General features: G+C 69.4%; 23 protein-coding genes. 17 read left to right on the forward strand and 6 right to left on the reverse strand.

What is annotated here, in order from left to right; all coding sequences use genetic code 11:
• Positions 1 to 110: 110 nt before the first annotated feature.
• On the reverse strand, positions 111 to 959 hold the full coding sequence (locus tag WS51_RS16685; RefSeq protein WP_059449383.1) for a LysR substrate-binding domain-containing protein: 849 nt from the start codon (positions 957 to 959) through the stop codon (positions 111 to 113).
• A 333-nt stretch (positions 960 to 1292) separates the two neighbouring features.
• Between WS51_RS16685 and madL the strand changes: the two genes are divergently transcribed.
• The 11 genes from madL (at position 1293) to WS51_RS16740 (ending at position 10383) form a co-directional block, all read left to right on the forward strand.
• Entirely contained in the window at positions 1293 to 1688 is a 396-nt protein-coding gene (gene madL / locus WS51_RS16690) for a malonate transporter subunit MadL (RefSeq protein WP_059449382.1), read from the forward strand.
• 11 nt (positions 1689 to 1699) lie between these two features.
• Entirely contained in the window at positions 1700 to 2467 is a 768-nt protein-coding gene (gene madM / locus WS51_RS16695) for a malonate transporter subunit MadM (protein WP_059449381.1), read from the forward strand.
• 175 nt (positions 2468 to 2642) lie between these two features.
• Positions 2643 to 4289: a malonate decarboxylase subunit alpha gene (gene mdcA, locus WS51_RS16700; protein WP_059506055.1), complete on the forward strand. Its 1647-nt coding sequence runs from the start codon at positions 2643 to 2645 to the stop codon at positions 4287 to 4289.
• Positions 4290 to 4299: 10 nt separating this feature from the next.
• Positions 4300 to 4617 (forward strand): malonate decarboxylase acyl carrier protein, encoded by a 318-nt coding sequence (gene mdcC, locus WS51_RS16705; RefSeq protein WP_059952000.1) that lies wholly within the window; start codon positions 4300 to 4302, stop codon positions 4615 to 4617.
• Positions 4614 to 5534 carry a biotin-independent malonate decarboxylase subunit beta gene (locus tag WS51_RS16710; RefSeq protein ID WP_069229471.1) on the forward strand — a complete coding sequence of 307 codons (921 nt, stop codon included), beginning with the start codon at positions 4614 to 4616 and terminating at the stop codon, positions 5532 to 5534. Before mdcC ends, WS51_RS16710 begins: the two co-directional genes overlap by 4 nt.
• A gap of 181 nt (positions 5535 to 5715) precedes the next feature.
• A complete protein-coding gene (gene mdcE / locus WS51_RS16715; protein WP_069229472.1) occupies positions 5716 to 6423 on the forward strand; it encodes a biotin-independent malonate decarboxylase subunit gamma in 708 nt (235 codons plus the stop codon).
• Positions 6410 to 7078, forward strand: a complete 669-nt coding sequence (mdcG, locus tag WS51_RS16720; protein WP_069229998.1) for a malonate decarboxylase holo-[acyl-carrier-protein] synthase — start codon at positions 6410 to 6412, stop codon at positions 7076 to 7078. The genes mdcE and mdcG overlap by 14 nt, the downstream gene beginning before the upstream one ends.
• Complete coding sequence (gene mdcB / locus WS51_RS16725) at positions 7075 to 7941, forward strand: triphosphoribosyl-dephospho-CoA synthase MdcB (protein WP_060272825.1); 867 nt, start codon at positions 7075 to 7077, stop codon at positions 7939 to 7941. The genes mdcG and mdcB overlap by 4 nt, the downstream gene beginning before the upstream one ends.
• Complete coding sequence (locus WS51_RS16730) at positions 7938 to 8870, forward strand: acyltransferase domain-containing protein (protein ID WP_069229473.1); 933 nt, start codon at positions 7938 to 7940, stop codon at positions 8868 to 8870. The genes mdcB and WS51_RS16730 overlap by 4 nt, the downstream gene beginning before the upstream one ends.
• A gap of 150 nt (positions 8871 to 9020) precedes the next feature.
• A complete protein-coding gene (locus WS51_RS16735) occupies positions 9021 to 9542 on the forward strand; it encodes a phospholipase D-like domain-containing protein (RefSeq protein ID WP_059546035.1) in 522 nt (173 codons plus the stop codon).
• A gap of 172 nt (positions 9543 to 9714) precedes the next feature.
• Positions 9715 to 10383, forward strand: coding sequence for a phosphoribosyltransferase (locus WS51_RS16740; protein ID WP_059944609.1), 669 nt, complete (start codon positions 9715 to 9717; stop codon positions 10381 to 10383).
• On the opposite strand, the gene phaZ is transcribed toward WS51_RS16740, so the two are convergent.
• Positions 10370 to 11593, reverse strand: a complete 1224-nt coding sequence (gene phaZ / locus WS51_RS16745; protein WP_059798409.1) for a polyhydroxyalkanoate depolymerase — start codon at positions 11591 to 11593, stop codon at positions 10370 to 10372. The two genes, WS51_RS16740 and phaZ, sit on opposite strands and share 14 nt — an antisense overlap.
• A 162-nt stretch (positions 11594 to 11755) precedes the next feature.
• On the opposite strand from phaZ, the gene WS51_RS16750 reads away from it, so the two are divergent.
• Both WS51_RS16750 and WS51_RS16755 read left to right on the forward strand, forming a co-directional pair.
• On the forward strand, positions 11756 to 12385 hold the full coding sequence (locus WS51_RS16750; protein WP_069229474.1) for a glutathione S-transferase: 630 nt from the start codon (positions 11756 to 11758) through the stop codon (positions 12383 to 12385).
• Positions 12386 to 12747: 362 nt separating this feature from the next.
• Positions 12748 to 12945 carry a hypothetical protein gene (locus tag WS51_RS16755; RefSeq protein ID WP_040144915.1) on the forward strand — a complete coding sequence of 66 codons (198 nt, stop codon included), beginning with the start codon at positions 12748 to 12750 and terminating at the stop codon, positions 12943 to 12945.
• 109 nt (positions 12946 to 13054) lie between these two features.
• On the opposite strand, the gene proP is transcribed toward WS51_RS16755, so the two are convergent.
• Positions 13055 to 14539, reverse strand: coding sequence for a glycine betaine/L-proline transporter ProP (gene proP / locus WS51_RS16760; protein ID WP_069229475.1), 1485 nt, complete (start codon positions 14537 to 14539; stop codon positions 13055 to 13057).
• Between the two features lie 539 nt (positions 14540 to 15078).
• Here proP and WS51_RS16765 point away from each other — a divergent pair.
• Positions 15079 to 15411, forward strand: a complete 333-nt coding sequence (locus WS51_RS16765) for a YnfA family protein (protein WP_059449370.1) — start codon at positions 15079 to 15081, stop codon at positions 15409 to 15411.
• Between the two features lie 33 nt (positions 15412 to 15444).
• On the opposite strand, the gene dnaQ is transcribed toward WS51_RS16765, so the two are convergent.
• Genes dnaQ through WS51_RS16780 form a run of 3 tightly spaced genes read right to left on the reverse strand, consistent with a single transcriptional unit; the run spans position 15445 to position 17470 of the window.
• Positions 15445 to 16179 carry a DNA polymerase III subunit epsilon gene (dnaQ, locus tag WS51_RS16770; RefSeq protein ID WP_069229476.1) on the reverse strand — a complete coding sequence of 245 codons (735 nt, stop codon included), beginning with the start codon at positions 16177 to 16179 and terminating at the stop codon, positions 15445 to 15447.
• 38 nt (positions 16180 to 16217) lie between these two features.
• A complete protein-coding gene (rnhA, locus tag WS51_RS16775) occupies positions 16218 to 16661 on the reverse strand; it encodes a ribonuclease HI (protein ID WP_059847854.1) in 444 nt (147 codons plus the stop codon).
• Positions 16658 to 17470, reverse strand: a complete 813-nt coding sequence (locus WS51_RS16780; RefSeq protein WP_069229477.1) for a class I SAM-dependent methyltransferase — start codon at positions 17468 to 17470, stop codon at positions 16658 to 16660. The genes rnhA and WS51_RS16780 overlap by 4 nt, the downstream gene beginning before the upstream one ends.
• Before the next feature lie 18 nt (positions 17471 to 17488).
• Here WS51_RS16780 and gloB point away from each other — a divergent pair, with 18 nt between their 5' ends.
• The 3 genes from gloB (at position 17489) to WS51_RS16795 (ending at position 21424) form a co-directional block, all read left to right on the forward strand.
• The gene (gene gloB, locus WS51_RS16785) at positions 17489 to 18295 is read left to right on the forward strand and encodes a hydroxyacylglutathione hydrolase (RefSeq protein ID WP_069229478.1); all 807 of its coding nucleotides are present in this window, start codon (positions 17489 to 17491) and stop codon (positions 18293 to 18295) included.
• Between the two features lie 151 nt (positions 18296 to 18446).
• Complete coding sequence (locus WS51_RS16790) at positions 18447 to 20033, forward strand: transglycosylase SLT domain-containing protein (RefSeq protein WP_059506077.1); 1587 nt, start codon at positions 18447 to 18449, stop codon at positions 20031 to 20033.
• Between the two features lie 158 nt (positions 20034 to 20191).
• The gene (locus tag WS51_RS16795; protein ID WP_069229479.1) at positions 20192 to 21424 is read left to right on the forward strand and encodes an MFS transporter; all 1233 of its coding nucleotides are present in this window, start codon (positions 20192 to 20194) and stop codon (positions 21422 to 21424) included.
• Positions 21425 to 21737 lie beyond the last annotated feature (313 nt).

A 21737-nucleotide genomic window follows, 5' to 3' on the forward strand; every position in this document is an offset into this window, starting at 1 on the left:
CATTGTCGCGAGCGGGCGCTGCGCGCACGCTGACGCGTTTCGGGCAAGACTGTCAGTTGCGCGTTCACGCCGAGCCGCGGCGGCACCGGCGCAAACGGTGAAAGCGGTCGCTACAACCCGGCCGCCGCCGCGATCAGCGTCGCTTCGAGCGCGAGCGTCGAGCGCGACGCGGCCGCCGGCCGGTCGATCACGTATTCGAGTTCGCCGAGTTCGGGCAGCCCCGCATCGAGCCGCGCGAGCCCGGCCGGAATCACGTAGCCGGCGAACGCGCTGACGCCGAGCCCCGCGCTCGCTGCCGCGCGCAGTACCGCGATGCTGCTGCTCACCACGGCGATCCGGTACGGGCGGCCGACCGCCTCGAGCGACTCGAGCACGCGCCGGCGCGATACGCTCGGCTCCGGATGCATCGCGAGCGGCAGCACGGCCTCGTGGCCGGTGATCGGCGAATCGGGGCCGGTGCACCAGTAAAGCGGCTCGCTGCGGATCACGCGGCCGCGCCGGCTGCCCGCGACGCGTTTCGCGAACACCAGATCGTGGCGGCCTTCGTCGAGCGCGTCGAACAGGTCGCCCGACAGCCCCGTCGAAATCGCGAGCTCGACTTCCGGATTGCGCTGCACGAAGCTCGCGAGCGCGGCCGTCAGGTGCGCGGACGCGAAATCCTCCGACATCGCGAGCCGCACCTTGCCCGACAGCGGCGGCCCGCACACCGACGTGACGGCTTCGTCCATCAGTTCGAGGATGCGCACCGCGTAGCGGAACAGCGCGTCGCCGTGCTGCGACAGGTGCACGTTGCGCGTGTCGCGCTCGAACAGCGGCCGGTCGAGCAGTTCCTCGAGGCGGCGAATATGCTGGCTGACGGTCGATTGCGACAGGCTCACGCGCTCGGACGCGGCGGTGAAGCTGCCGGACTGGGCGACGGCGACGAAGCTGCGCAGCAGCTCGGGCGGTAATGGACGCATTGCTAAATCCACTGAATCGGTTTCGACAACTTCATAAATGGCCGGATTTTGCGGCGCTAGTATCGGATCACGCGCTGGTGCGGCCCATGCTCAAGGGGCACTCCGGGCGCGTAGCCCGTGTCGTGCCGCCGGCTGCATCGGTCAGTCTAAGCCATCCGGTGCCCGGCCCGAAACCGCATCATCCCATCGACCGCCCGAGAACGCGCTCGCACGACGAGCCGCCGGGCCGCGGCGCACCGCCGCCGGAGACAGACCTCCCGCGCCCGGGATCGGCGTGCGGGCCTGACTCCCGCACGCGTCAGGCGCCCGTCACGAAGAGACTGGAGACGACTCATGATCATCTACGGAACCGCGCTGCTGGCGTTCTGCCATCTGGCCGGACTGTTCCTCGGCGACCTGCTGGGCGCCGCGATCGGCGTGAAGACCAACGTCGGGGGCGTCGGTATCGCGATGCTCCTGCTGATCTGCCTGCGTCTGTGGCTGCACCGGCGCGGCTGGCTGCCGAAGGAGACCGAGGCAGGCGTCGGTTTCTGGGGCGCGATGTACATCCCCGTCGTCGTCGCGATGGCAGCGAACCAGAACGTGGTCGCCGCGCTGAAGGGCGGCCCGGTCGCGCTGCTTGCCGCCATCGGCGCCGTTGCGATCTGCGCATGCTGCATCGCGGTACTCGTGCGCACGGGGCGCGACGACACGGCCTTCGCGGGCGTGCCGCAATTCGAACAACAGTGACGGAGGCCGCCATGCTGCAGATGCTCGAAAAAACCGTCGCCCACAACGGGCTCGTCGCGTCGTTCGCGCTGGTCGGCCTGATCATGTGGCTGTCGTCGATCGCGTCGCGCAAGCTCACCTTCGGCCGCGTGCACGGTTCCGCGATCGCGATCGTGATCGGTCTTGCGCTCGCGTATGTCGGCGGGGCGTTCACCGGAGGGCAAAAGGGCATCGCCGACGTGCCGCTGTTCGCGGGCGTCGGCCTGATGGGCGGCGCGATGCTGCGCGATTTCGCGATCGTCGCGACCGCGTTCGAAGTGCAGCCGACCGAGGCGCGCAAGGCAGGCCTTGTCGGCGTCGTGTCGCTGTTGCTCGGCACCGTGCTGCCGTTCATCGTCGGCGCGTGCATCGCGCGGGCGTTCGGCTACACCGATGCGGTCAGCATGACGACCATCGGCGCGGGCGCCGTCACCTACATCGTCGGGCCCGTCACGGGTGCCGCGATCGGCGCGAGCTCCGACGTGATCGCGCTCAGCATCGCGACGGGCCTCGTGAAGGCGATCATCGTGATGGTCGGCACGCCGGTCGCGGCCGGCTTCATGGGCCTGAAGACGCCGCGCTCCGCGATGATCTTCGGCGGCCTCGCCGGCACGGTGAGCGGCGTGAGCGCGGGCCTTGCCGCGACCGATCGCCGGCTCGTGCCGTATGGCGCGCTGGTCGCGACCTTCCATACCGGCGTCGGCTGCCTGCTCGGACCGTCGGTGCTGTTCTTCACCACGCGCGCGCTGGTCGGCGCGTGAGCGCGCACGGCCCGTCGCGCGCGATTCCGGCAGCTCGCGCGCGCAGCCGTCGCGCGCGGGCACCGGCGCGCCGCATCCATCGCGATGCCCTCTGAGTCGGATTCGTCAACATCATCAATCGGCGGCGGCGCGAGGCTTAGAATGCCGCTGAACCATTGAAGCTGGAGAACTGTTCATGACGGGATGGAATCACGCGCGGCAGGCGCGCGATGCACGCCTCGCGGCCGGCGCTGCCTTCGCGCGCGGCAAGCGGGTCGATGCGCGCGACACCGTCGCGTTGCTCGAAGCGGTGCTGCGGCCCGGCGATCGCGTGTGCCTCGAAGGCGACAACCAGAAGCAGGCCGACCTGCTCGCGACGGCGCTCGCCGACGTCGACAGCGCGAAGATCCACGACCTGCACATGGTGCAGTCCGGCGTCGTGCTGCCCGAGCATCTCGACGTATTCGAGCGCGGGATCGCGAAGCGGCTCGACTTTGCGTATTCGGGCCCGCAATCGCAGCGGATCGCGAAGCTGCTGTTCGGCGGCAAGATCGCGCTCGGTGCGGTGCACACGTACCTCGAACTGTTCGCGCGCTACTTCATCGACCTCACGCCCCAGGTCGCGCTGATCGCCGCGGTCAGCGCGGACGCCGACGGCAACCTGTACACCGGCCCGAACACGGAGGACACGCCGACCGTCGTCGAGGCCACCGCGTTCAAGGACGGCATCGTGATCGCGCAGGTCGACCGCATCGTCGACAAGGTGCCGCGCGTCGACATTCCGGGCGATCGCGTGCATTTCGTCGTCGAGGCCGGCCGGCCGTTCTACGTCGAGCCGCTGTTCACCCGCGACCCGGCCGCGATCACCGAGACCCAGATCCTGACCGCGATGCTCGCGATCAAGGGCATTTACGAGCCCTACGGGATCAAGCGGCTGAATCACGGAATCGGCTTCAACACGGCCGCGATCGAGCTGCTGCTGCCGACCTACGGCGCGAAGCTCGGCCTGAAGGGCAAGGTCTGCACGCACTGGGCGCTCAATCCGCACCCGACGCTGATTCCCGCGATCGAATCGGGCTGGGTCGAGCAGATCCACTGCTTCGGCTCCGAAGTCGGGATGGACGACTACATCCGCGCGCGCTCCGACGTATGGTTCACGGGCCCCGACGGGTCGCTTCGCTCGAACCGCGCGTTCTGCCAGACGGCCGGCCTTTACGCGTGCGACATGTTCATCGGCTCGACGCTGCAGATCGACCTGTCGGGCCATTCGTCGACGGTCACGGCCGAGCGCATCGCCGGGTTCGGCGGCGCGCCGAACATGGGCAGCGACGCGCGCGGCCGCCGTCACCCGAGCGAGCCATGGCTGAAGGCCGGCGCGCAGGCCGACCCCGATACGCCAGCCGCGCTCAGGCGCGGGCGCAAGCTGGTCGTGCAGATCGGCGAGACCTTCGGCGACAAGAACGTGCCGATGTTCGTCGAGCAGCTCGATGCGCTGAAGCTCGCCGACAAGCTGCAGCTCGACCTCGCGCCGATCATGGTCTACGGCGACGACGTCACGCACATCGTCACCGAGGAAGGGATCGCGAACCTGCTGATGTGCCGCGACAAGGACGAGCGCGAGCATGCGATTCGCGGCGTGGCCGGCTATACGGAAGTCGGCCGCGGCCGCGACCGCAGGATGGTCGAGCGGCTGCGCGAGCGCGGCGTGATCCGTCGCCCGGAGGATCTCGGCATCGATCCGCTCGACGCCGATCGCCGCTGGCTCGCCGCGCGCTCGATCAAGGATCTCGTGCACTGGTCGGGCGGCCTGTATGCGCCGCCGGCCCGGTTCCGCAACTGGTGAGGAAGAGGGCATGGAACAGTTGAACTATCGCTTCACCGCGCGCGCGCGTGCGCGGGGCGAACTGGCCACGGCGCTCGTCGGCGTGGTCGCGTCCGGCAATCTCGAGGTGCTGGTCGAACGCGTGCTGCCGGGCAACGAATGCGAGATCGACATCCGCACCGCGGCGGTCGGTTTCGGCGCGGTGTGGCAGGCGGTCGTGTCGGATTTCGTCGAACGGCGCGCGCCGGGCGGCCTGAAGCTGTCGATCAACGACGGCGGCGCGCGGCCCGACATGGTGTCGCTGCGGCTCGCGCAGGCCGTACGCGCGATCGAGGGAGACGCACGATGACCGACGCGATCCACGACGGACCCGCATTCGTCGCGAACGCTGCGAGCTGGTACGAAGCATCGGCGCGCCAGCGCGTCGACGGGCTGCTCGACGCGGGCAGCTTCACGGAATTTCTCGGGCCGGGCGAGCGCGTGACGAGCCCGCACCTGCCGCTGTTCGACCTGCCGCAGCAGTTCGACGACGGGATGATCGTCGGCCACGGCCGGCTCGACGGTCGGGCGGTGTTCGTCGCCGCGCAGGAAGGCCGCTTCATGGGCGGCGCGTTTGGCGAGGTGCACGGCGCGAAGCTCACGGGGCTGCTGCGCGCGGCGCGAGATCTCGGCGCGCCGGTGCTGATCCTGTTCGACACCGGCGGCGTGCGGTTGCAGGAAGCGAATGCGGGCGAGCTCGCGATCGCCGAGATCATGCGTGCGCTGGTCGACGCGCGCGCGGCGGGCGTGCCGGTGATCGGGCTGATCGGCGGGCGCGCGGGCTGCTACGGCGGCGGCGGGCTGCTCGCCGCGTGCTGCTCGGCGCTTGCGGTGTCCGAGCAGGGGCGCATCAGCGTGTCGGGGCCCGAGGTGATCGAGACCAACCGCGGCGTCGAGGAATTCGACGCGAAGGACCGCGCGCTGATCTGGCGCACGATGGGCGGCAAGCATCGTCGGCTGATCGGCGGCGCGGACCGTTACGTGGCCGATACGCCCGCGGCGTTTCGCACGGCCGTGCTCGAGCTGATCGACCGTGCGCCGCCGTTTGACGCGGCGATGCTGCGCGCGGAGCAGGCGCGGCTCGAAGCGCGCATCGAGCGGTTCGGCACGTGCAAGGATGCGCTCGACGTGTGGCACACGCTCGGCGCGAGCGAGCCGGAGGCGATTCCGGGCATGCCCGACGAGGAATTCGCGAAGCTCGCCGATCAATTGCAGGAGCAGAAATGAAACGACTCACATGCTCAGTTCGTTCGCCGTCGACCGAAGCCGCCGCTTCAGCGCCCGCTTCGGCCGCGTGCACGGCACCAGACGACGGGGCGCGCGCCGTCCACGGTCAGCTGGCCGGGCGCGCAGCATTGCTCCGCGAATTGCTCGCCAAGCCCATTTGGGCAGCCGCGCGGGAGGCAGCATGACGCTCGATGAAGTGCTGAGCTCCCTGTTTCCCAAAGGCCATTCGATCCAGCGAAACGGCGGCCTGCTGGCGGGCCATGGCGACCTGGCCGGCACGCGCGTCGACGTGATCGGCGTCGCCGAGCGCCTGCCGTTCGGCATCGACGAAGCCGTGACGCTCGCCTCGCACGTGCTCGACACGATCGAGCGTGGCGGCGGCACGCCGGTTCTCGTGCTCGTCGACAGCGACAGCCAGCGGATGAGCAAGCGCGACGAACTGCTCGGCCTGAACGAAGGGCTGTCGCATCTCGCGAAATGCCTGATGCATGCGGCGCTCGCCGGGCACCGGACGATCGGGCTGCTGTACGGCCATACGGCCGCGGGCGCATTCATCGCGACCGCGCTCGCGACGCGCACGCTGCTTGCGGTGCGGGGTGCCGAGCCCGAGGTGATGGACCTGCCGTCGATGTCGCGCGTGACGAAGCTGCCGATCGACGTGCTCAAGGAGATGGCGCGCTCGACGCCGGTGTTCGCGCCGGGGCTCGACAATCTCGTGAAGATGGGCGCCGTCGACGCCGTGCTCGATCCGGCCCGCGCGCTCGACGCGCAGGTCGGCGAATGGCTCGGCAAGCCGATCGATCGCACCGACGAGCGTGCGGCGCGCGGCCGGCCGGTCGCGGCCGACGTCGCGCGGCGCGTCGAGGCCCTCGCGCGTGCCGCACGCTGAGCCGCCGCTGCGCCGCCACACGCTCGTCACGCTGACGGCGGCCGGGTGGCGCGCGGCATGCGCGCGCGCCCCCGCGTTGGCGGCCGATCCGCTCGTGCAGGCGTGGGCCGCGCACGGCTGGCCGCTGATCGTGCGCCGCGCGTCGCCTGACGAAGCCGATGCGCGGTGCGCGCCGCTCGGTTTGCCGCTGCCGCCTTCGGCGGGCAAGCGGCGCATCGCACTGAACGTCTCCGCCGATGCGGTGGAATCGGTCGGCCCGCTGCCCACGCTGGCCGACGTGCTGGTCACGGCGCCCGACGCGTGGCACGCAACGCTGCGCGCGCTCGATGCGCTCGGCCTGCGCTGCGGCGTGCAGGGCCGCGTGTTCGGCAGCCTCGCGTGGCAGGCGCTGACGGGCGAGCGTTACGTGAGCGCGTCGTCCGATCTCGACATCGTGTTCCCGCTGCCCAGCGCCGCATCGCTCGCCGTGCTGCTCGACGGTCTCGCGGCAATCGACGCGCGCGCGCCAATGCGCATCGACGGCGAACTGCTGCGCGACGACGGCGCGGGCGTGAACTGGCGCGAGCTGCATGCGCGGTTGCCTGAAGTCGCGGTGAAGACGGCGATCGCCGTCGAACTGATGTCCGTCGACGCATTCATCGGAGGTACGCGATGAATGCATGGGCCGCCTGCCGCGCGGCGGCGCTGTCGGACGCCGAGCGCATCGCCGAACTCGCCGAGCGCAGTCTCGTGCTCGAAATCGACACCTATCCGAAACCGGGCCTGGTCAGCCACGTCGACACCGGCAGCCATGCGGACATGGACGCCGCGACGTTCGCGCGCAGCGCGGCCGTGCTGCGGCCATACTTCGCGGAACTCGCCGCCGCCGGCGCGCGTGATGCGGACATGGCCGTGCTGCGCAAGATCGGGCTGCGTGCGGAACACGCGATGCTTGCCGCGACCGGCGGCGTCAACACGCACCGCGGCGCGATCTTCGGGCTCGGGCTGCTTTGCGCGGCCGCCGGCCGCCGCACGGTGCCCGGCGCGGCCGGCCGCACGATGACGCTCGGCGCGTTCGTCGCGCAGCGGTGGGGCACCGAGATCCTGGGCGGCCCGCGGCTGCCCGACAGTCACGGCGAGCGCGCGAGCCGCCGCTACGGTGTCGGCGGTGCGCGTCGCGAGGCGGCCGACGGGTTCCCGACCGTGTATTCCGTCGGTTTGCCGGCACTGCGCCGCGCGCAGCACCGCGTGCCCGACGATCCGGAGGCCGCGCGCGTCGACGCATGCTTCGCGCTGATCGCCGCGCTCGACGATACGAATCTGCTGCACCGGGGCGGGCAGGCCGGCCTCGATTTCGCGCGGGCCACGGCGCGCGCGTTCGTCGCGCGCGGTGGCATACGCGCGCGCGACTGGCGATTGCGCGCCGTCGCCGCTCACCGTGCGTTCGTCGCCCGGCGCCTGAGCCCGGGCGGCGCGGCCGACCTGCTCGCGATGAGCGTATTCGTCGATGCAATCGAAGCGGCCGAGGAGCGGCAATGACGCTGGCGATCCTGTGTTCGGGGCAGGGCGCGCAGCGCGCCGACATGTTCGAGCTGACCGGCGCCGCGCCATGCGCCGATGCGCTGTTCGAGCATGCGGGCCGCCTCCTTGGCGACGATCCGCGCGACTGGGTACGGCACGCCGAGCCGGACGCGCTGCGCGAGAACCGCGCCGCGCAGATCCTTTGCACCGTGCAGGCGCTCGCGGCGGCCGCGATGCTCGACGCTGTGTGGCCGCGCCGCCGCTGCGTCGCGGGGTACAGCGTCGGCGAAGTCGCGTCTTGGAGCGTCGCGGGGATGATCGATCCGCACGACGCGCTGGCTCTGGCCGACGCGCGCGCGTGCGCGATGGACGCCGCGAGCGGCGGCGACGAACGGATGGCGTTCGTGCGCGGGCTGACGCGCGCGCAGCTCGCGCAATTGTGCGACGGCCGCGATGCGGCGATCGCGATCGCCAATCCGGGCGACGCGTTCGTGGTGGCCGGGCGGCAGGCCGACGTCGCCGCGGTGGCCGACGACGCGCTAAGCGACGGTGCGCTGCGCGTCGCGCCCGTGTGCGTGCGGATCGCGTCGCACACGCGGCGGCTCGCGTCGGCGGTGCCCGCGTTTCGCGCGTCGCTAGCCGCCGTGAACGTGCGCCGGCCGTTGCCCGGTACGCGGCTGTTTTCCGGGATCGACGGCGCGTCGGTGCTCGATGTCGACGCGGGTCTCGACAAGCTCGCGCGGCAGATCGCGGAGCCGGTCGAGTGGGCGGCCTGTCTGGCTGCGTGCGTCGAGGCCGGCGCGACCGCGTTTCTCGAGCTCGGTCCCGGCCGCGCGCTGGCCGAGATGGCGGGCGCTGCATATCCGGCGCTGCCGGCACGCAGCGTCGCGGATTTTCGGTCCGTCGACGGTATCGCAGGCTGGCTCGCGCGCGTCGCGGCCGGCTGACGGGCGGCCTCCGAGCGGCCCGGATACGCTCGGAATTCCCGGTAACATCGATGCGGGAAACGACCCGCCGGATGGTTGTTGCGCACCAGGTGTTGCGCCGGCGCAGCAGCGGTGCAGCCGGCGCTTGCCACGCGAATTGGCATCGCTAAAATGGCGCCCGCCATGAGACCAGCCGCCTTCCTCCTCGCCGCGCTCTGCTGCGCGGCGGCCGCCCACGCCAGCCCGATTCCATCCGATGCCGCATCGGTCGGCACATACTTTTCGTATGACAATGCGGCGGCCGACGCGACCGTCGACCTGATCGGACAGGCGCAGCGCCGCGTGCTGCTGGCCGGCTACGCGTATGTGCCGCCCGCGGTCGCGGCGGCGCTGCGCGACGCGCGTTCGCGCGGCATCGAAGTGCGGGTCGTGCTGGTGCGCTCGTCGCGTGCGGGCAAGTACAGCGGCGCGGGATATCTGAAGTCGGCCGGCATCGACGTCGCGATCGATTCGCGGCACGGCGATCCCGCGCCGCGCTTCGCGATCGTCGACGACAGCGTCGCGCTGACGACGCTGTCCGACGGCGCGCCCGCGCACGCGGAAACGGTGAACGTGTTCCAGCGCGCACCGGAGCTCGCGCAGTCGTATGCGCAGTCGTTCTGGCGGCTGTACCGGCAGGCCGGCGGTCTCTGAGCGTCTGACGGCGGCCCGCGCAGGGCAAGCGCCACCTATCCATTCCCGCTGCCATCCCGGTGCCGCGTGCCGGTATGACCCCGCTTGCATCGGCGCGCCCGATGAACCATGCTCGTTGAACATGATGCCGGTGCGCGTGTCGCGCATTCGGCGCAACGGCAGGGAGCCGATCGTGACCGAGCGTTTTGCCGATCGCGCCGACGCGGGTCGCCGGCTTGCGCACGCGCTGCATGACTACGCGGGGCGTCGCGACGTCGTCGTGCTCGCGCTGCCGCGTGGCGGCGTGCCGGTCGCCTTCCCGGTCGCGCAGGCGCTGCGCGCGCCGCTCGACGTGCTGGTGGTGCGCAAGCTGGGCATGCCGTCCGATCCGGAATTCGCGATCGGCGCGATTGCGACCGGCGGCGCGATTCATCTGCAGCATTCGGCGATCCGCGCGATGGGCGTAACCGATGCGCAACTGGCCGACGTGATCGCGCGCGAGACGGCCGAATTGCAGCGCCGCGAAGCGCTGTATCGCGGCGCCCGACCGCCGCTGCCGGTCGACGGCCGCATCGCGATCGTCGTCGACGACGGCGTCGCGACCGGCGCGTCGATGCGGGTCGCGTTGCAGGCGCTGCGCGAGCGCCATCCCGCGCGCATCGTGGCCGCCGCACCGGTCGCCCCGAACGGCGCGCGGCACGCGTTCGACGATCTCGCCGACACGTTCGTGACGGTGTTGCAGCCGCTGTCGTTCTTCGGGATCAGCCAGTTCTACGCGCGTTTCGATCAGACCGGGGACGACGAGGTGCGTGCGCTCCTCGACGCGGCCCGCGCGCCGGACGACGACATCACGCCCGTCTGACTCGCCGCCGGCGCGATCCCGGGCGGCCGGCTTCGGCCTGCGCGAATGCGCGCTGCAGTGCGGGATGGACTTCGTCGCGCCAGCGCGCGCCGGTGAACAGCCCGTAATGATCGCAATCGTCGATATCGACGCGCTGGCGCTCGCCGGCCTTGAGTCCGCGACACATGGCGAGCGCTGCATGCGTCTGGCCGGCGCCCGTAACGGCGTCGCAAGCGCCTTCGACCGTCACCAGCACGACGCCGCGCAGCGCGGCCGGCTCGACGTGCTGCCCGCCGACGTTCCACGTGCCGTTCGGGAGGCACATTCGCTGGAACACGATATCGACGGTATCGAGGAAGTATTCGGCCGGCATGTCGAGCAGGGCCGTGTATTCGCGCAGCGCACGCCGCGCGTCGGCCAGCGCCGCCAGGTCGAAATGCGACGCGGCGCGCGCGTAGTCCTCGATCAGCATCAGAAAGCGTTGCGGATACAGCAGCGCGATCTCGCCTTGCTGAAGATAGGTCGGGAACACGTGCCGGCCACGGCCGGGGAAGCCGGGCGGCACGACGTCGATCAGATGGCGGCGGCACCACGCGAGCGACCGGGACGCGGCGGTGGTGCCGAGCGTGCTCGGGTTGACCCGCGCGTCGAGCGGCCCGCCGATCAGCGTGACGCTCGCCGGCGGTGCGAGGCCGCGCGCGGCGCGCAGCGCGAGTGCGGCGAGCGCGGGAACGGTGGCCTGGCACACGGCGACGACGTGCAGCGGCCGTTCGTCGCGAGCGAGCGCGTCGACGAAGCCGTCGAGCGTCGCCACGTATTCGTCGAGCCCGAAGCGGCCCGCTGCGAGCGGGACGTCGCGCGCATTGACCCAGTCGGTCACGCAGACGTCGCCGTCCGCGAGCAGCGCCTCGACGGTCTCGCGCATCATCACGGCCGCATGTCCGGCGAGCGGCGCGCACAGCAGCACCGTGCGCCGCGCGTCGTCGCGCGCGAAGCGTCGCAACTGGCAGAACGGCGTGCACGCGACGATCCGCTCGTCGATCGCCGGGCGCGCGATCTCGAATCGCGGCGGCGCGACGGCAGGCCCGAGCAGCGGCTCGAACAGGTCGTCGTAGCACGACGATGCGGCGTGCGCCAGCGTCGCGGCGGGCCACACGTCGAATGCATGGCACGTCGCCGCGCGCCAGGCGCGCATCCATTCCCGCTGCTGCTCGACGACGGCATACCACATGGCGAACCTTGGGGCGGAGGGGGCGTGAATCTGCATTATGGTCACTCCGGCCGCGCAGCGGGTGTCGGAAACGTGACCGGAGCGACGTGCATCAAGCGCTAGGCGGCGACACGCGGCACTGCTACATTCGTCGGTCTGAATCCCTCGACTGGAGCGTTTGCGATGAAGCTGATCGGCATGCTGGATTCCCCGTTCGTGCGCCGTGCCGCCATTTCGGCGAAGCTGCTCGACCTGCCGTTCGAACACGAGTCGATCTCGGTGTTCCGTCAGTTCGACCAGTTCCAGACATTCAACCCGGTGGTGAAGGCGCCGACGCTCGTGACCGACGACGGTGCGACGCTGATCGACTCGTCGCTGATCGTCGATTATCTCGATCATTGCGTCGCGCCCGAGCGGCGCCTGCTGCCCGACGCCGCCGACGCGCGGCTACGTACGCTCGTGCCGGTCGGATTCGCGCTGGCAGCGGCGGAGAAGACGGTGCAGGTGGTGTACGAGCACGCGCTGAGGCCGGCCGAAAAGCAGCACGCGCCATGGCTCGAGCGCGTGCTGGGCCAGATCGAGGCCGCGTACGGCGCGCTCGAGCCGCTCGTCGCGGCAGCGAATGGCTGGCTCGGCGGCGCGCGCCTGCTGCAGTCCGACGTGACCGTCGCCGTCGCGTGGCGCTTCACGCAGTTCATGACCGCCGATTACCCGGCGCTCGCGCGGATCGATCCGGCCCGATATCCGGCGCTCGCCGCGCATTCGGCGCGGGCGGAAGCGCTGCCGGCGTTCGCCGAGACGCCACTCGACTGAGGCGGCGGCTGTCGCGTCGGCACGAAGGCGGGGGAGCACGGGCGGGCGCCAGGCGACGGAACCAGCATACGGTCGCGGCGGCAGTCGCGCGGGCATTCGGCACGGATAAACCGGCCCGCCACGGGCCCCGCGTGCGCGCCTTTTTGCACCGGGGCCGGTGCCCGAAACACCCGTCGCGCATGTTCCGCGTTGCGTTTCCGGGCCGTGGGCCACCGTCCGCTCGACCGCGTTGACCACGTCCGTGACGGTCGCGGCCGATTGTTCTCCGACGCTGACAAGTGACTTCGCATTCGCGCTGTTTATCCGGTTGCGGCCGGTCCCTAGAATCCACTCCATCGAATATGCATTGCCTGATGGAGCCGATGATGAGAGCGCTGATCGAATCGAGTCTGTACCACCCGTCCGTCGTGTTGCCGCTTGCCGCGTTGACGCAGCTGATGGTCGAGCGCGATTTCAATCTCGGCCAGGTCGGCCTGATCGTCGCGGCGCGCGGTGCGCAGGCTGCCGTGTCGCGCTCGCGGGCGCTGATTTTCTGCCGCGACTGCGAAGCGCACGCATGATCGCGCGTCCACGCGACAGATGAAAAAAAGCCCGACCGGCGCAAGCCGGTCGGGCGGATCGAATCCGATCAGGCCCCGGCTTTTGCCGGGGCTTTTTGTTGGGCGATGCTCAGGCGCGTGCCGTCGACGCGACGCCGTAAATCTCCGCGTCGTCGTCCTCGCGCATCTGGCGCACCAGCTGGTGCGCTTCGCGGCGCGTCGCGACGGCCGGCGGCGAGCCCTTGAGCGGCTGGCGCGCGGTTTCCGCGAGCGCGACGACCGACACGATGCCGATCACGGCAGCGCCCATCATGTAGTACGCGGGCATCATCAGGTTGTGCGTCACGTCGACGAGCCACTCGGTGACGAGCGGCGTCGTGCCGCCGAACAGCGACACCGACACGTTGAAGCCGATCGCGAGCGCGCCGTAGCGGATCTCGGTCGGAAACAGCGCCGGCAGTGCGGACGGCATCACGCCGGTGAAGCACGACAGCAGCACGCCGAGGATCAGCAGGCCGCCGAACACCGACGCGGTGGTGCCCGCATGGATCAGCATCATCGACGGAATCGACAGCGCGAGCAGGCCGACGCAGCCGGCGAGCATCACGGGCTTGCGGCCGATCCGGTCCGACAGGCGGCCGGCGGCGAGCGTCAGCGGCATCATCAAGACCATCACGATCAGCACCAGCACGAGGCTGTGCGACTCGTCGAAGTGCAGCGTCGACGACATGAAGCTCGGCAGATACGACAGCACCATGTAATCGGTCACGTTGAAGATCAGCACGAGACCGACGCAGAGCAGCAGCGCGCGCCAGTTGCGCATCAGCGTTTCGCGGAAGCGCGCCTTCGGCACGGCCTTGTCCTGCGCTTCACGCTCTTCGGCCTGGCGCTTGAACGCCGGTGTTTCCTCGAGCTTCATCCGGATGTACAGGCCGATCAGGCCGAGCGGGCCCGCGATCAGGAACGGCACGCGCCATCCCCACGACAGCAGCGCTTCCTGCGACAGCGACGCGGTGAGCAGCGCGACGACGCCGGCGCCCATCACGTAGCCGATCAGCGTGCCGAACTCGAGGAAGCTGCCCATGAAGCCGCGGCGCTTGTCGGTGGAGAACTCGGCGATGAAGGTGGCGGCACCGCCGTATTCGCCGCCGGTGGAGAAGCCCTGCACGAGGCGGGCGACGAGCAGCAGCACGGGAGCCATGATGCCGATCGACGCGTAGCTGGGGATCAGGCCGATCGCGAAGGTGCCGACGGCCATCATGATCATGGTGGCGGCGAGCACGCGCTGGCGGCCGATGCGATCGCCGAGCGGGCCGAACACCATGCCGCCGAGCGGGCGCACGAGGAAGGCGGCGGCGAACGTGCCGAAGGTCGCGAGCAGCTGAGCGGACGGGCTGCTGGACGGGAAGAACACCTTGCCGAGCGTGACGGCGATGTAGCTGTAGACGCCGAAGTCGAACCATTCCATCGCATTGCCGATGGCCATCGCGCTGACGGCGCGCTTGAGCAGGCTCTGGTCGACGACGGTAATGTCGTCCGCGGCGAGCGGGGCCGCGCCGGACGACGTGGAGGAAGAAGCAGCGGTCGGGCTGACGTGTGTTGCGGTCAAGGTCATGCACTCCTTTGACTGCGCCGGAACGGATGGCCGTCCGACACGGTTTGCCGGCGAGCGCGATGTCGGGTGCTGCGCGTCGGGGCAGGCCATTTAAGCGCTTACTGCACGTGAGGCGGTAAGGGGCCGCAAGGGACTGCTTCGACGCGGGCCGGATGGGCCGTCGCGACGGTGCGCTCATGAAGAATGGGCCGCGTGATACGAGCGGCAGATGCCGGTGCGGACGGAGTCCAGCGTTCCGGCAAGCGCCCCGGAGGGGCAGCGAAACGAGAAAAGCGGGCCTGTCGGGCGGGCTTTCCTGTGGATGCAATTTCGGTCGAAGCACCGGCCCGCAACGCGCGGACGGACTTCTTTCGAAATCGAATAGACAGAGATTGAATGTTGAAACAGGCGACATGATAGCACGATGGCAGACGATCGTGCAAATTGCCTCGAAGCCCCCGTCTGGCCGCGGTTCCGGCGGGGCCGGCTCCGGTATGATCGGCGGCGCGCGGCGGGGTCGCGTGGCCCGCCGCGCGGTGGGCGAATCTGCGAGGAACCGGATGACCGAACTGATCAGGATTGCGGCGCTGTTCGCCGTTACTGCACTGGCCGAAATCGTCGGCTGCTATCTGCCATGGCTCGTACTGAAGGGCGGCCGGCCCGTGTGGCTGCTGGTGCCGGCCGCGCTGTCGCTCGCATTGTTCGCGTGGCTGCTGACGCTGCATCCGAGTGCGGCCGGGCGCACGTATGCGGCGTACGGCGGCGTGTACATCGCCGTGGCGCTGATCTGGCTGCGGGTGGTCGACGGCATCGCGCTGTCCCGCTGGGATGTGGCGGGCGCAGTGCTCGCACTCGGCGGGATGGCCGTCATCGCGCTGCAGCCGCGCGCGTGAGCACGGCTGCAGCGCTCTTCGGCAGGTGACGCGTCAGGCGGCTTCGGCGGCATCCACGTCGGCGGACTTGCGCCACACGCAGGTGCCCTTGACCGACTTGTCGAGCTCGTCGAGCTGCGTTTGGTGGGCGGCCAGTTCGTCGTCGCTCGCCGCGAGCACCGGCAGGTCGAGGGACGCGAGCGACACGCGCTGCCCGTTCGCCGCACCGCCGTGGGCGCCGACGTCGTCGAGCATGTCGATCACGAGGCTGTCCTGGCCGCGCGTCATCGCGAGATAGACCTCGGCGAGCAGTTCCGAGTCGAGCAGCGCGCCGTGCAGCGTTCGATGCGCGTTGCTGATGCCGAACCGGTCGCACAGCGCGTCGAGCGAGTTGCGCTTGCCCGGGAACATCTGCTTGGCCTGCACGAGCGTGTCGATCACGCCGCCGCAATGCTCGATGAACGGCGGCAGGCCGAGCCGGGCGAATTCGGCATCGAGGAATGCCAGATCGAACGGCGCGTTGTGGATGATCAGCTCGGCGTCCTTCACGAAGTCGCGGATCTGGTCGACGACTTCCGCGAATTTCGGCTTGTCGCTCAGGAATTCGGTCGTGAGGCCGTGCACGGCCAGTGCGCCCGGATCGCTGTCGCGCTCGGGGTTCACGTAGATGTGCAGGTTCTTGCCGGTGAGCCGCCGGTTCAGCAGCTCGACGCAGCCGATTTCGATCAGGCGGTCGCCCGAGCGGGGATTCAGGCCGGTGGTTTCGGTATCGAGAATGATCTGGCGCATGTCGGATAAATCGGGAAAGACGGTAGGGCGGCCTGCGTTCAGGCCGCGAGCGATTCGACGCCACGATTGGCGAGCGCGTCCGCACGTTCGTTTTCGGGATGGCCCGCGTGGCCCTTCACCCAGCGCCACTCGACCTCGTGCTGCACGACGAGCGCGTCGAGCCGCTTCCACAGGTCGGCGTTCTTCACCGGCGTCTTCGCCGCGGTGACCCAGCCCTTCTTTTTCCAGCCGTGGATCCACTCGCTGATGCCTTTCTGCACGTATTGCGAGTCGGTATGGACGATCACGTGGCACGGCCGCTTCAGCGCTTCGAGCGCGGCGATCACGCCCATCAGCTCCATGCGGTTGTTGGTCGTGTCGGGCTCGCCGCCGAACAGCTCCTTTTCGCGGTCGCCGTAGCGCAACAGTGCGCCCCAGCCGCCGGGGCCGGGATTGCCCTTGCAGGCGCCGTCGGTATAGATGTCGATGGTGTCGGTGGTCATGAATGTTCTTGATGGGTGGTCGGGGTGGCCGCCGGCGTGAGGCCCGGCGCGAGCACGGGCTTCTTCATCTTGATCGGGCCGACGAGGCGCATGCCGCGCACGCGCTTGACGGCCGTGACCATGTAGATTGCGCCGAAGATCGGCCACCAGCGGTCGCCGGCGGCTTCCATGAAGCCGTAGCGGGCAAGCCATTGGTCGGTGACGAGCGGCGGCCGGTAGCAGCCGAAGCGGCCGCGCTCGAGATCGAAGCCGAGCAGCTTGATCCAGTCCTTGAGCCGGATGAACGCGATCTGGTCGCGCGCGGCCGGTATGAACGGACGGTTCGCCATGCGCCCGAACGATTGCCGCATGCCCCACAGGCTCAGCGAATTGAAGCCGGTGATCACGAGCTGGCCTTCCGGCATCAGCACGCGCTCGGCTTCGCGCAGCAGGCGGTGCGGGTCGGACGTGAATTCGAGCGTGTGCGGCATCACGATCAGGTCGACGCTCTGCGACTCGAACGGCAGGTCGAGCAGGTCGCACCACGTCGTGCTGCTACCGGCCGGCGCATGGTCGGGCGCGTGCGCGTCGCGCGCCCACGGATACTGGTAGGGCGCGCTCGCCCCGCTCGCCGGGTCGAGCACGAGGCCGCGATACGGCATGCGGTTCTCGCGCAGCGCATCGAGCTGAGGCAGGCCGAGCTGCAGCGCATGAAATCCGAACACGTCGGACACGATCCGGTCGAGCTGTGCCTGCTCCCAGCCCAGCACGTAGCGGCCGGGCGGCGAGTCGGTCCAGGCGGGCCAGTCTATAATTTGACGATCGGACATAACGATGATTGCGCGCCCATGAACGAGCTGGAATACGTGCCGGTTCCGGCATTCGAAGACAACTATATCTGGCTCGTCTCGGACGGCCGCGATGCGATCGCCGTCGATCCGGGTGAAGCCGCACCCGTACGCCGTGTTCTTGCCGAACGCGGCTGGCGGTTGACCGCTATTTTACTCACGCACCATCACGCCGACCATGTCGGCGGTGTCGCCGCGCTGCGCGATGGCCAACCGGACGATGCGCCGCTCGACGTCTTCGGCCCGGCGGCCGAGGCGATCGGCGTGGTCACGCGGCCGCTCGCGGGCGGCGATCGCGTGATGCTGGACGCACCGGCGCTCGCGTTCGACGTGCTCGACGTGCCGGGGCATACACGTGGCCACATCGCCTATTTCCAGGCGGCCGGGCAGGGCGCCGCCGTGCCGCACGTGTTCTGCGGCGATACGTTGTTCTCGTGCGGCTGCGGCCGCCTGTTCGAAGGCACGCCCGCGCAGATGCTCGCGTCGCTCGACGCGCTCTCGGCGCTGCCCGGCGACACCCGCGTGCATTGCGCACACGAATACACGCTGTCCAACATCCGCTTCGCGCTCGCGTGCGAACCGGGCAATGCGGCGCTCGCCGCCTGGCGCGACGACGCGCAGGCGCTGCGCGCGCGCGGCGTGCCGACACTGCCCACTACGATCGCGCACGAACGCGCCGTTAACCCGTTCATGCGGGCGGATAGCGCGGCCATCCACGCGACGCTCGCGGCCGAGTTGCACGAAACGGTGCCGGATCGCCTGACGGCATTCACATTGATGCGCGAATGGAAAAACCGGTTCCGATGACGATTTCCGGAGGACTCCAAAGCTCAAGCGGAGTCTGTAAAAATTGCTCCAAATGTAGGATTTGGCTGAGTTTTCGGCGTTTTTATTGACGTGAAGCACGCACTTCCGTAGTATCGCCAGCAATTTCCAGCCGTCGGAAGCCGAGATTTTCATGCGACTTATATTGAGTGCGATGGTGGTCCTGCTGCTCGCCGCTTGTGCGAGCCAGCCACCTGTCGCCAACAACGCCGCCGATTCGCAGGCGGCGTCCAACTACCTCCGTAAATCAGCCACCGCCAAAGAAACCGTCGACGTCGACAAACAATCCGTCGGCGATCTGACCAGTGCCGACTCCGATCTCTGGGGCCGCATCCGTCGCGGTTTCCAGATGCCCGACCTGCAGAGCGACCTCGTCGACATGCAGACGACCTGGTACACGCAACGTCCCGATTACGTGCAGCGCATGACCGAGCGCTCGCAGAAGTACCTGTATCACATCGTCGAGGAGCTCGAAGCGCGCCATATGCCGACCGAGCTCGCGCTGCTGCCGTTCATCGAATCCGCATTCAATCCGCAGGCGCTGTCGGTCGCGAAGGCGGCCGGCATGTGGCAGTTCATGCCCGGCACGGGCCGCACGTACAACCTGAAGCGCAACATGTGGCAGGACGAGCGCCGCGACGTGCTCGCGTCGACGAGCGCCGCGCTCGATTACCTGTCGCGCTTGCATGACATGTTCGGCGACTGGTATCTGGCACTGGCCGCTTACAACTGGGGCGAGGGCAACGTGCAGCGTGCGATCGCGCGCAACCAGGCGGCCGGCCTGCCGACCGACTACCAGAGCCTGCGGATGCCGAACGAAACGCGCAACTACGTGCCGAAACTGCAGGCGGTGAAGAACATCATCGCCAATCCTCAGCAGTTCGGCCTGACGCTGCCGGATATCCCGAACCACCCGTATTTCGTGACGGTCACGACGTCGCGCGACATCGACGTGGCGGTGGCCGCGAAGCTCGCGAACCTGTCGCTCGACGAGTTCCGTTCGCTGAACCCGTCGTTCTCGAAGCCGGTGATCCTCGGCGCGACCGAGCCGCAGATTCTGCTGCCGTTCGACAACGCGGCAGCGTTCGAGAAGAACCTGAAGGCGTACAGCGGCCAGTTGTCGACGTGGACGACCTATACGGTCAGCGAGCGCGCGCGCCCGGCTGCGATCGCCGAGAAGATCGGCGTCGACGCAGATACGCTGATGTCGGTCAACAAGATTCCGGCCGGCATGCGCCTGAAGCCGGGCTCGACGATCGTCGTGCCGCGCGGCGATGACGACGACGAGGACATCAGCGCGGACGTCGCGGAAAACGGCGTGCTCGCGATGGAGCCCGACGTGCCCGACACGCGCAAGATGCTGATTCGCGTGCGCCGCAAGCAGTCGATGGCGGCGATCGCTGGCCGCTACGGCGTGTCGGTCGGTCAGCTGAAGGCATGGAACCGCACGCATCGCGATCTCGCGATGCCGGGCCAGGCGCTCGTGCTGCACGTGCCGGTTGGCCGCGCGGTGCCGGCAGAGCCGGGTCCGGAGCGGATCGCGACGTCGGCCGCCGGTGCGCATATCGAGCGCGCGAGCCTGTCCGTGGGCGGCAAGTCGCGCGGCACGAAGCACGGCGCCGCGAAGCCGGCCGCCCGTGCGACGAAGTCGGCTCCCGCGAAGGCGGCACCGGCCAAGGCCGCGCCGAAGGCTGCTGCGCACAAGGGCAAGAAGAAGTAACGCGGTCGCGACCGCGGCGAGGCGCGCCGGCAGAACCGCGCGCTTGCGCTATCATCCGATGAAACGCGATGGAACGCCGTCACCGAGGTGACGGCGTTTTCGTTTGTGCACGGCCGCGACGCTATTGCTTCGCGGGCCCCGGATCACGAGGAGGAGCGATGTCGTCGGTGCAGGTGAGGGTGCTCGCGCTGTTTGCGCTCGGATATTTCGTGTCGTATGTGTTCCGCGGCGTCAATCTCGGCTTCGCGCCATTCGTCACGCACGAGCTCGGGCTTTCGGCTGCCGATCTCGGGCTGCTTACCAGTCTGTATTTCCTCGGCTTTGCCGGTGCGCAGATTCCGGCGGGCGTGCTGCTCGACCATTTCGGCCCGCGCCGCGTGACGGCCGGCATGCTGCTGTTCGCGGCCGCCGGCGCCGCCGTGTTCGGCGTCGCGCACGACCTCGGCACGATGATGGCGGGCCGATTGCTCATCGGCGTCGGCGTATCGGTGTGTCTCGGTGCGGCATTCAAGGCGCTCGCGCAGCATTTCCCGGTTGGCCGGCTGCCGCTCGTCAACGGCCTCGTGATGGCCGTCGGCGGCCTGGGCGGCGTCGCGGTCGGCTCGCCGCTCACGTGGCTGCTCGGCATGACGAGCTGGCGCGTGATCTGCGGCGGCCTCGCGGTGCTGACGATCGCCGTCGCGGCCGCCATCGGCTTCGGCGCGCCGGAGGCCGAGCAGCCGCGCCATCAGGGCGGACTCGTCAGCCAGTTCAAGGGCACGTGGCACATCCTCGGCAGCGGCGCGTTCTGGAAGATCTCGTCGTTCTCGATCGTCACGCAGGGCGTGTTCTATGCGATGCAGTCGCTATGGGTCGGCCCGTACCTGCGCGACGTCGCCGGGTTCGACGCACAGCACGCCGCGCGGCTCGTGTCGGTGCTCGGCTTTGCGATGATGGCCGGTTGTGTCGGTTTTGGCGCGGCGGCGCGCGTGCTCGAGCGCCGCGGGGTGTCGGTCCAGGCGTTTTGCGGCGTCGGCATGGCGTTGTTCGTTGCCACGCAGGTTGCGATCGTCGCGCGCGTCTCGCTGCCGCCGGGCGTGCTGTGGGCGGCCTACGGGATGTTCGGCGGCGTCGGGATCCTGACCTATGCGGTATTGGCCCGCCACTTTCCGGCCCATCTGATCGGCCGCGCGAATACGACATTGACGCTCGTGATCTTCGTGCTGATCTTTGCGTTCCAGATCGGTATCGGCGCGGTGCTGTCGTACTGGCCGGCGATCGACGGCCGTTACCCGGCTGTCGCGCACGTCACCGCATGGAGCGTGCTGCTCGCGCTGCAGCTCGCGAGCGCGGTCTGGTACGCATGGCCCGCGCGCAGCGCTGGCAAGCGCGTTGATCCGGCGGTACGCTGACGGGTAGCGCGGCTGCGGAAACGGGGCCGCAGCAACGCGCGTCGTGCGCGATACAGCGGCATTGTGCGCGCCACACGCATGATCGGACGGCCATGTCGATTGAAGATAAGGCCATTTTCGGGCTATAATTTGAAAGTTTGTGCTGATCAACCTCGCACCCTAGCGCCTACCTCACTTATCCCGTTCATCCGCCGCACGCCGCCTGTCGGGCGATGCCGCGAAGCCTCGTGCGCCACGCGCCGGGTTCGCGCGCCGACACCGCAGGTCGCGTCCAGCTAGCGACTCCGCGCGCCTACGCAGCGCGGCGCTCGCG

The organism is Burkholderia territorii, assembly GCF_001718335.1.
In the GTDB taxonomy this organism is placed as follows: Bacteria; Pseudomonadota; Gammaproteobacteria; order Burkholderiales; family Burkholderiaceae; genus Burkholderia; species Burkholderia territorii.

What these genes read in the sequence shown, in the direction of transcription:
- WS51_RS16685 (WP_059449383.1), bottom strand. Translation starts at nt 959, where the DNA reads ATGCGTCCATTACCGCCCGAGCTGCTGCGCAGCTTCGTCGCCGTCGCC.
- madL (WP_059449382.1), top strand. Translation starts at nt 1,293, where the DNA reads ATGATCATCTACGGAACCGCGCTGCTGGCGTTCTGCCATCTGGCCGGA.
- madM (WP_059449381.1), top strand. Translation starts at nt 1,700, where the DNA reads ATGCTGCAGATGCTCGAAAAAACCGTCGCCCACAACGGGCTCGTCGCG.
- mdcA (WP_059506055.1), top strand. Translation starts at nt 2,643, where the DNA reads ATGACGGGATGGAATCACGCGCGGCAGGCGCGCGATGCACGCCTCGCG.
- mdcC (WP_059952000.1), top strand. Translation starts at nt 4,300, where the DNA reads ATGGAACAGTTGAACTATCGCTTCACCGCGCGCGCGCGTGCGCGGGGC.
- WS51_RS16710 (WP_069229471.1), top strand. Translation starts at nt 4,614, where the DNA reads ATGACCGACGCGATCCACGACGGACCCGCATTCGTCGCGAACGCTGCG.
- mdcE (WP_069229472.1), top strand. Translation starts at nt 5,716, where the DNA reads ATGACGCTCGATGAAGTGCTGAGCTCCCTGTTTCCCAAAGGCCATTCG.
- mdcB (WP_060272825.1), top strand. Translation starts at nt 7,075, where the DNA reads ATGAATGCATGGGCCGCCTGCCGCGCGGCGGCGCTGTCGGACGCCGAG.
- WS51_RS16730 (WP_069229473.1), top strand. Translation starts at nt 7,938, where the DNA reads ATGACGCTGGCGATCCTGTGTTCGGGGCAGGGCGCGCAGCGCGCCGAC.
- WS51_RS16735 (WP_059546035.1), top strand. Translation starts at nt 9,021, where the DNA reads ATGGCGCCCGCCATGAGACCAGCCGCCTTCCTCCTCGCCGCGCTCTGC.
- phaZ (WP_059798409.1), bottom strand. Translation starts at nt 11,593, where the DNA reads ATGTGGTATGCCGTCGTCGAGCAGCAGCGGGAATGGATGCGCGCCTGG.
- WS51_RS16750 (WP_069229474.1), top strand. Translation starts at nt 11,756, where the DNA reads ATGAAGCTGATCGGCATGCTGGATTCCCCGTTCGTGCGCCGTGCCGCC.
- WS51_RS16755 (WP_040144915.1), top strand. Translation starts at nt 12,748, where the DNA reads ATGATGAGAGCGCTGATCGAATCGAGTCTGTACCACCCGTCCGTCGTG.
- proP (WP_069229475.1), bottom strand. Translation starts at nt 14,539, where the DNA reads ATGACCTTGACCGCAACACACGTCAGCCCGACCGCTGCTTCTTCCTCC.
- WS51_RS16765 (WP_059449370.1), top strand. Translation starts at nt 15,079, where the DNA reads ATGACCGAACTGATCAGGATTGCGGCGCTGTTCGCCGTTACTGCACTG.
- dnaQ (WP_069229476.1), bottom strand. Translation starts at nt 16,179, where the DNA reads ATGCGCCAGATCATTCTCGATACCGAAACCACCGGCCTGAATCCCCGC.
- rnhA (WP_059847854.1), bottom strand. Translation starts at nt 16,661, where the DNA reads ATGACCACCGACACCATCGACATCTATACCGACGGCGCCTGCAAGGGC.
- WS51_RS16780 (WP_069229477.1), bottom strand. Translation starts at nt 17,470, where the DNA reads ATGTCCGATCGTCAAATTATAGACTGGCCCGCCTGGACCGACTCGCCG.
- gloB (WP_069229478.1), top strand. Translation starts at nt 17,489, where the DNA reads ATGAACGAGCTGGAATACGTGCCGGTTCCGGCATTCGAAGACAACTAT.
- WS51_RS16790 (WP_059506077.1), top strand. Translation starts at nt 18,447, where the DNA reads ATGCGACTTATATTGAGTGCGATGGTGGTCCTGCTGCTCGCCGCTTGT.
- WS51_RS16795 (WP_069229479.1), top strand. Translation starts at nt 20,192, where the DNA reads ATGTCGTCGGTGCAGGTGAGGGTGCTCGCGCTGTTTGCGCTCGGATAT.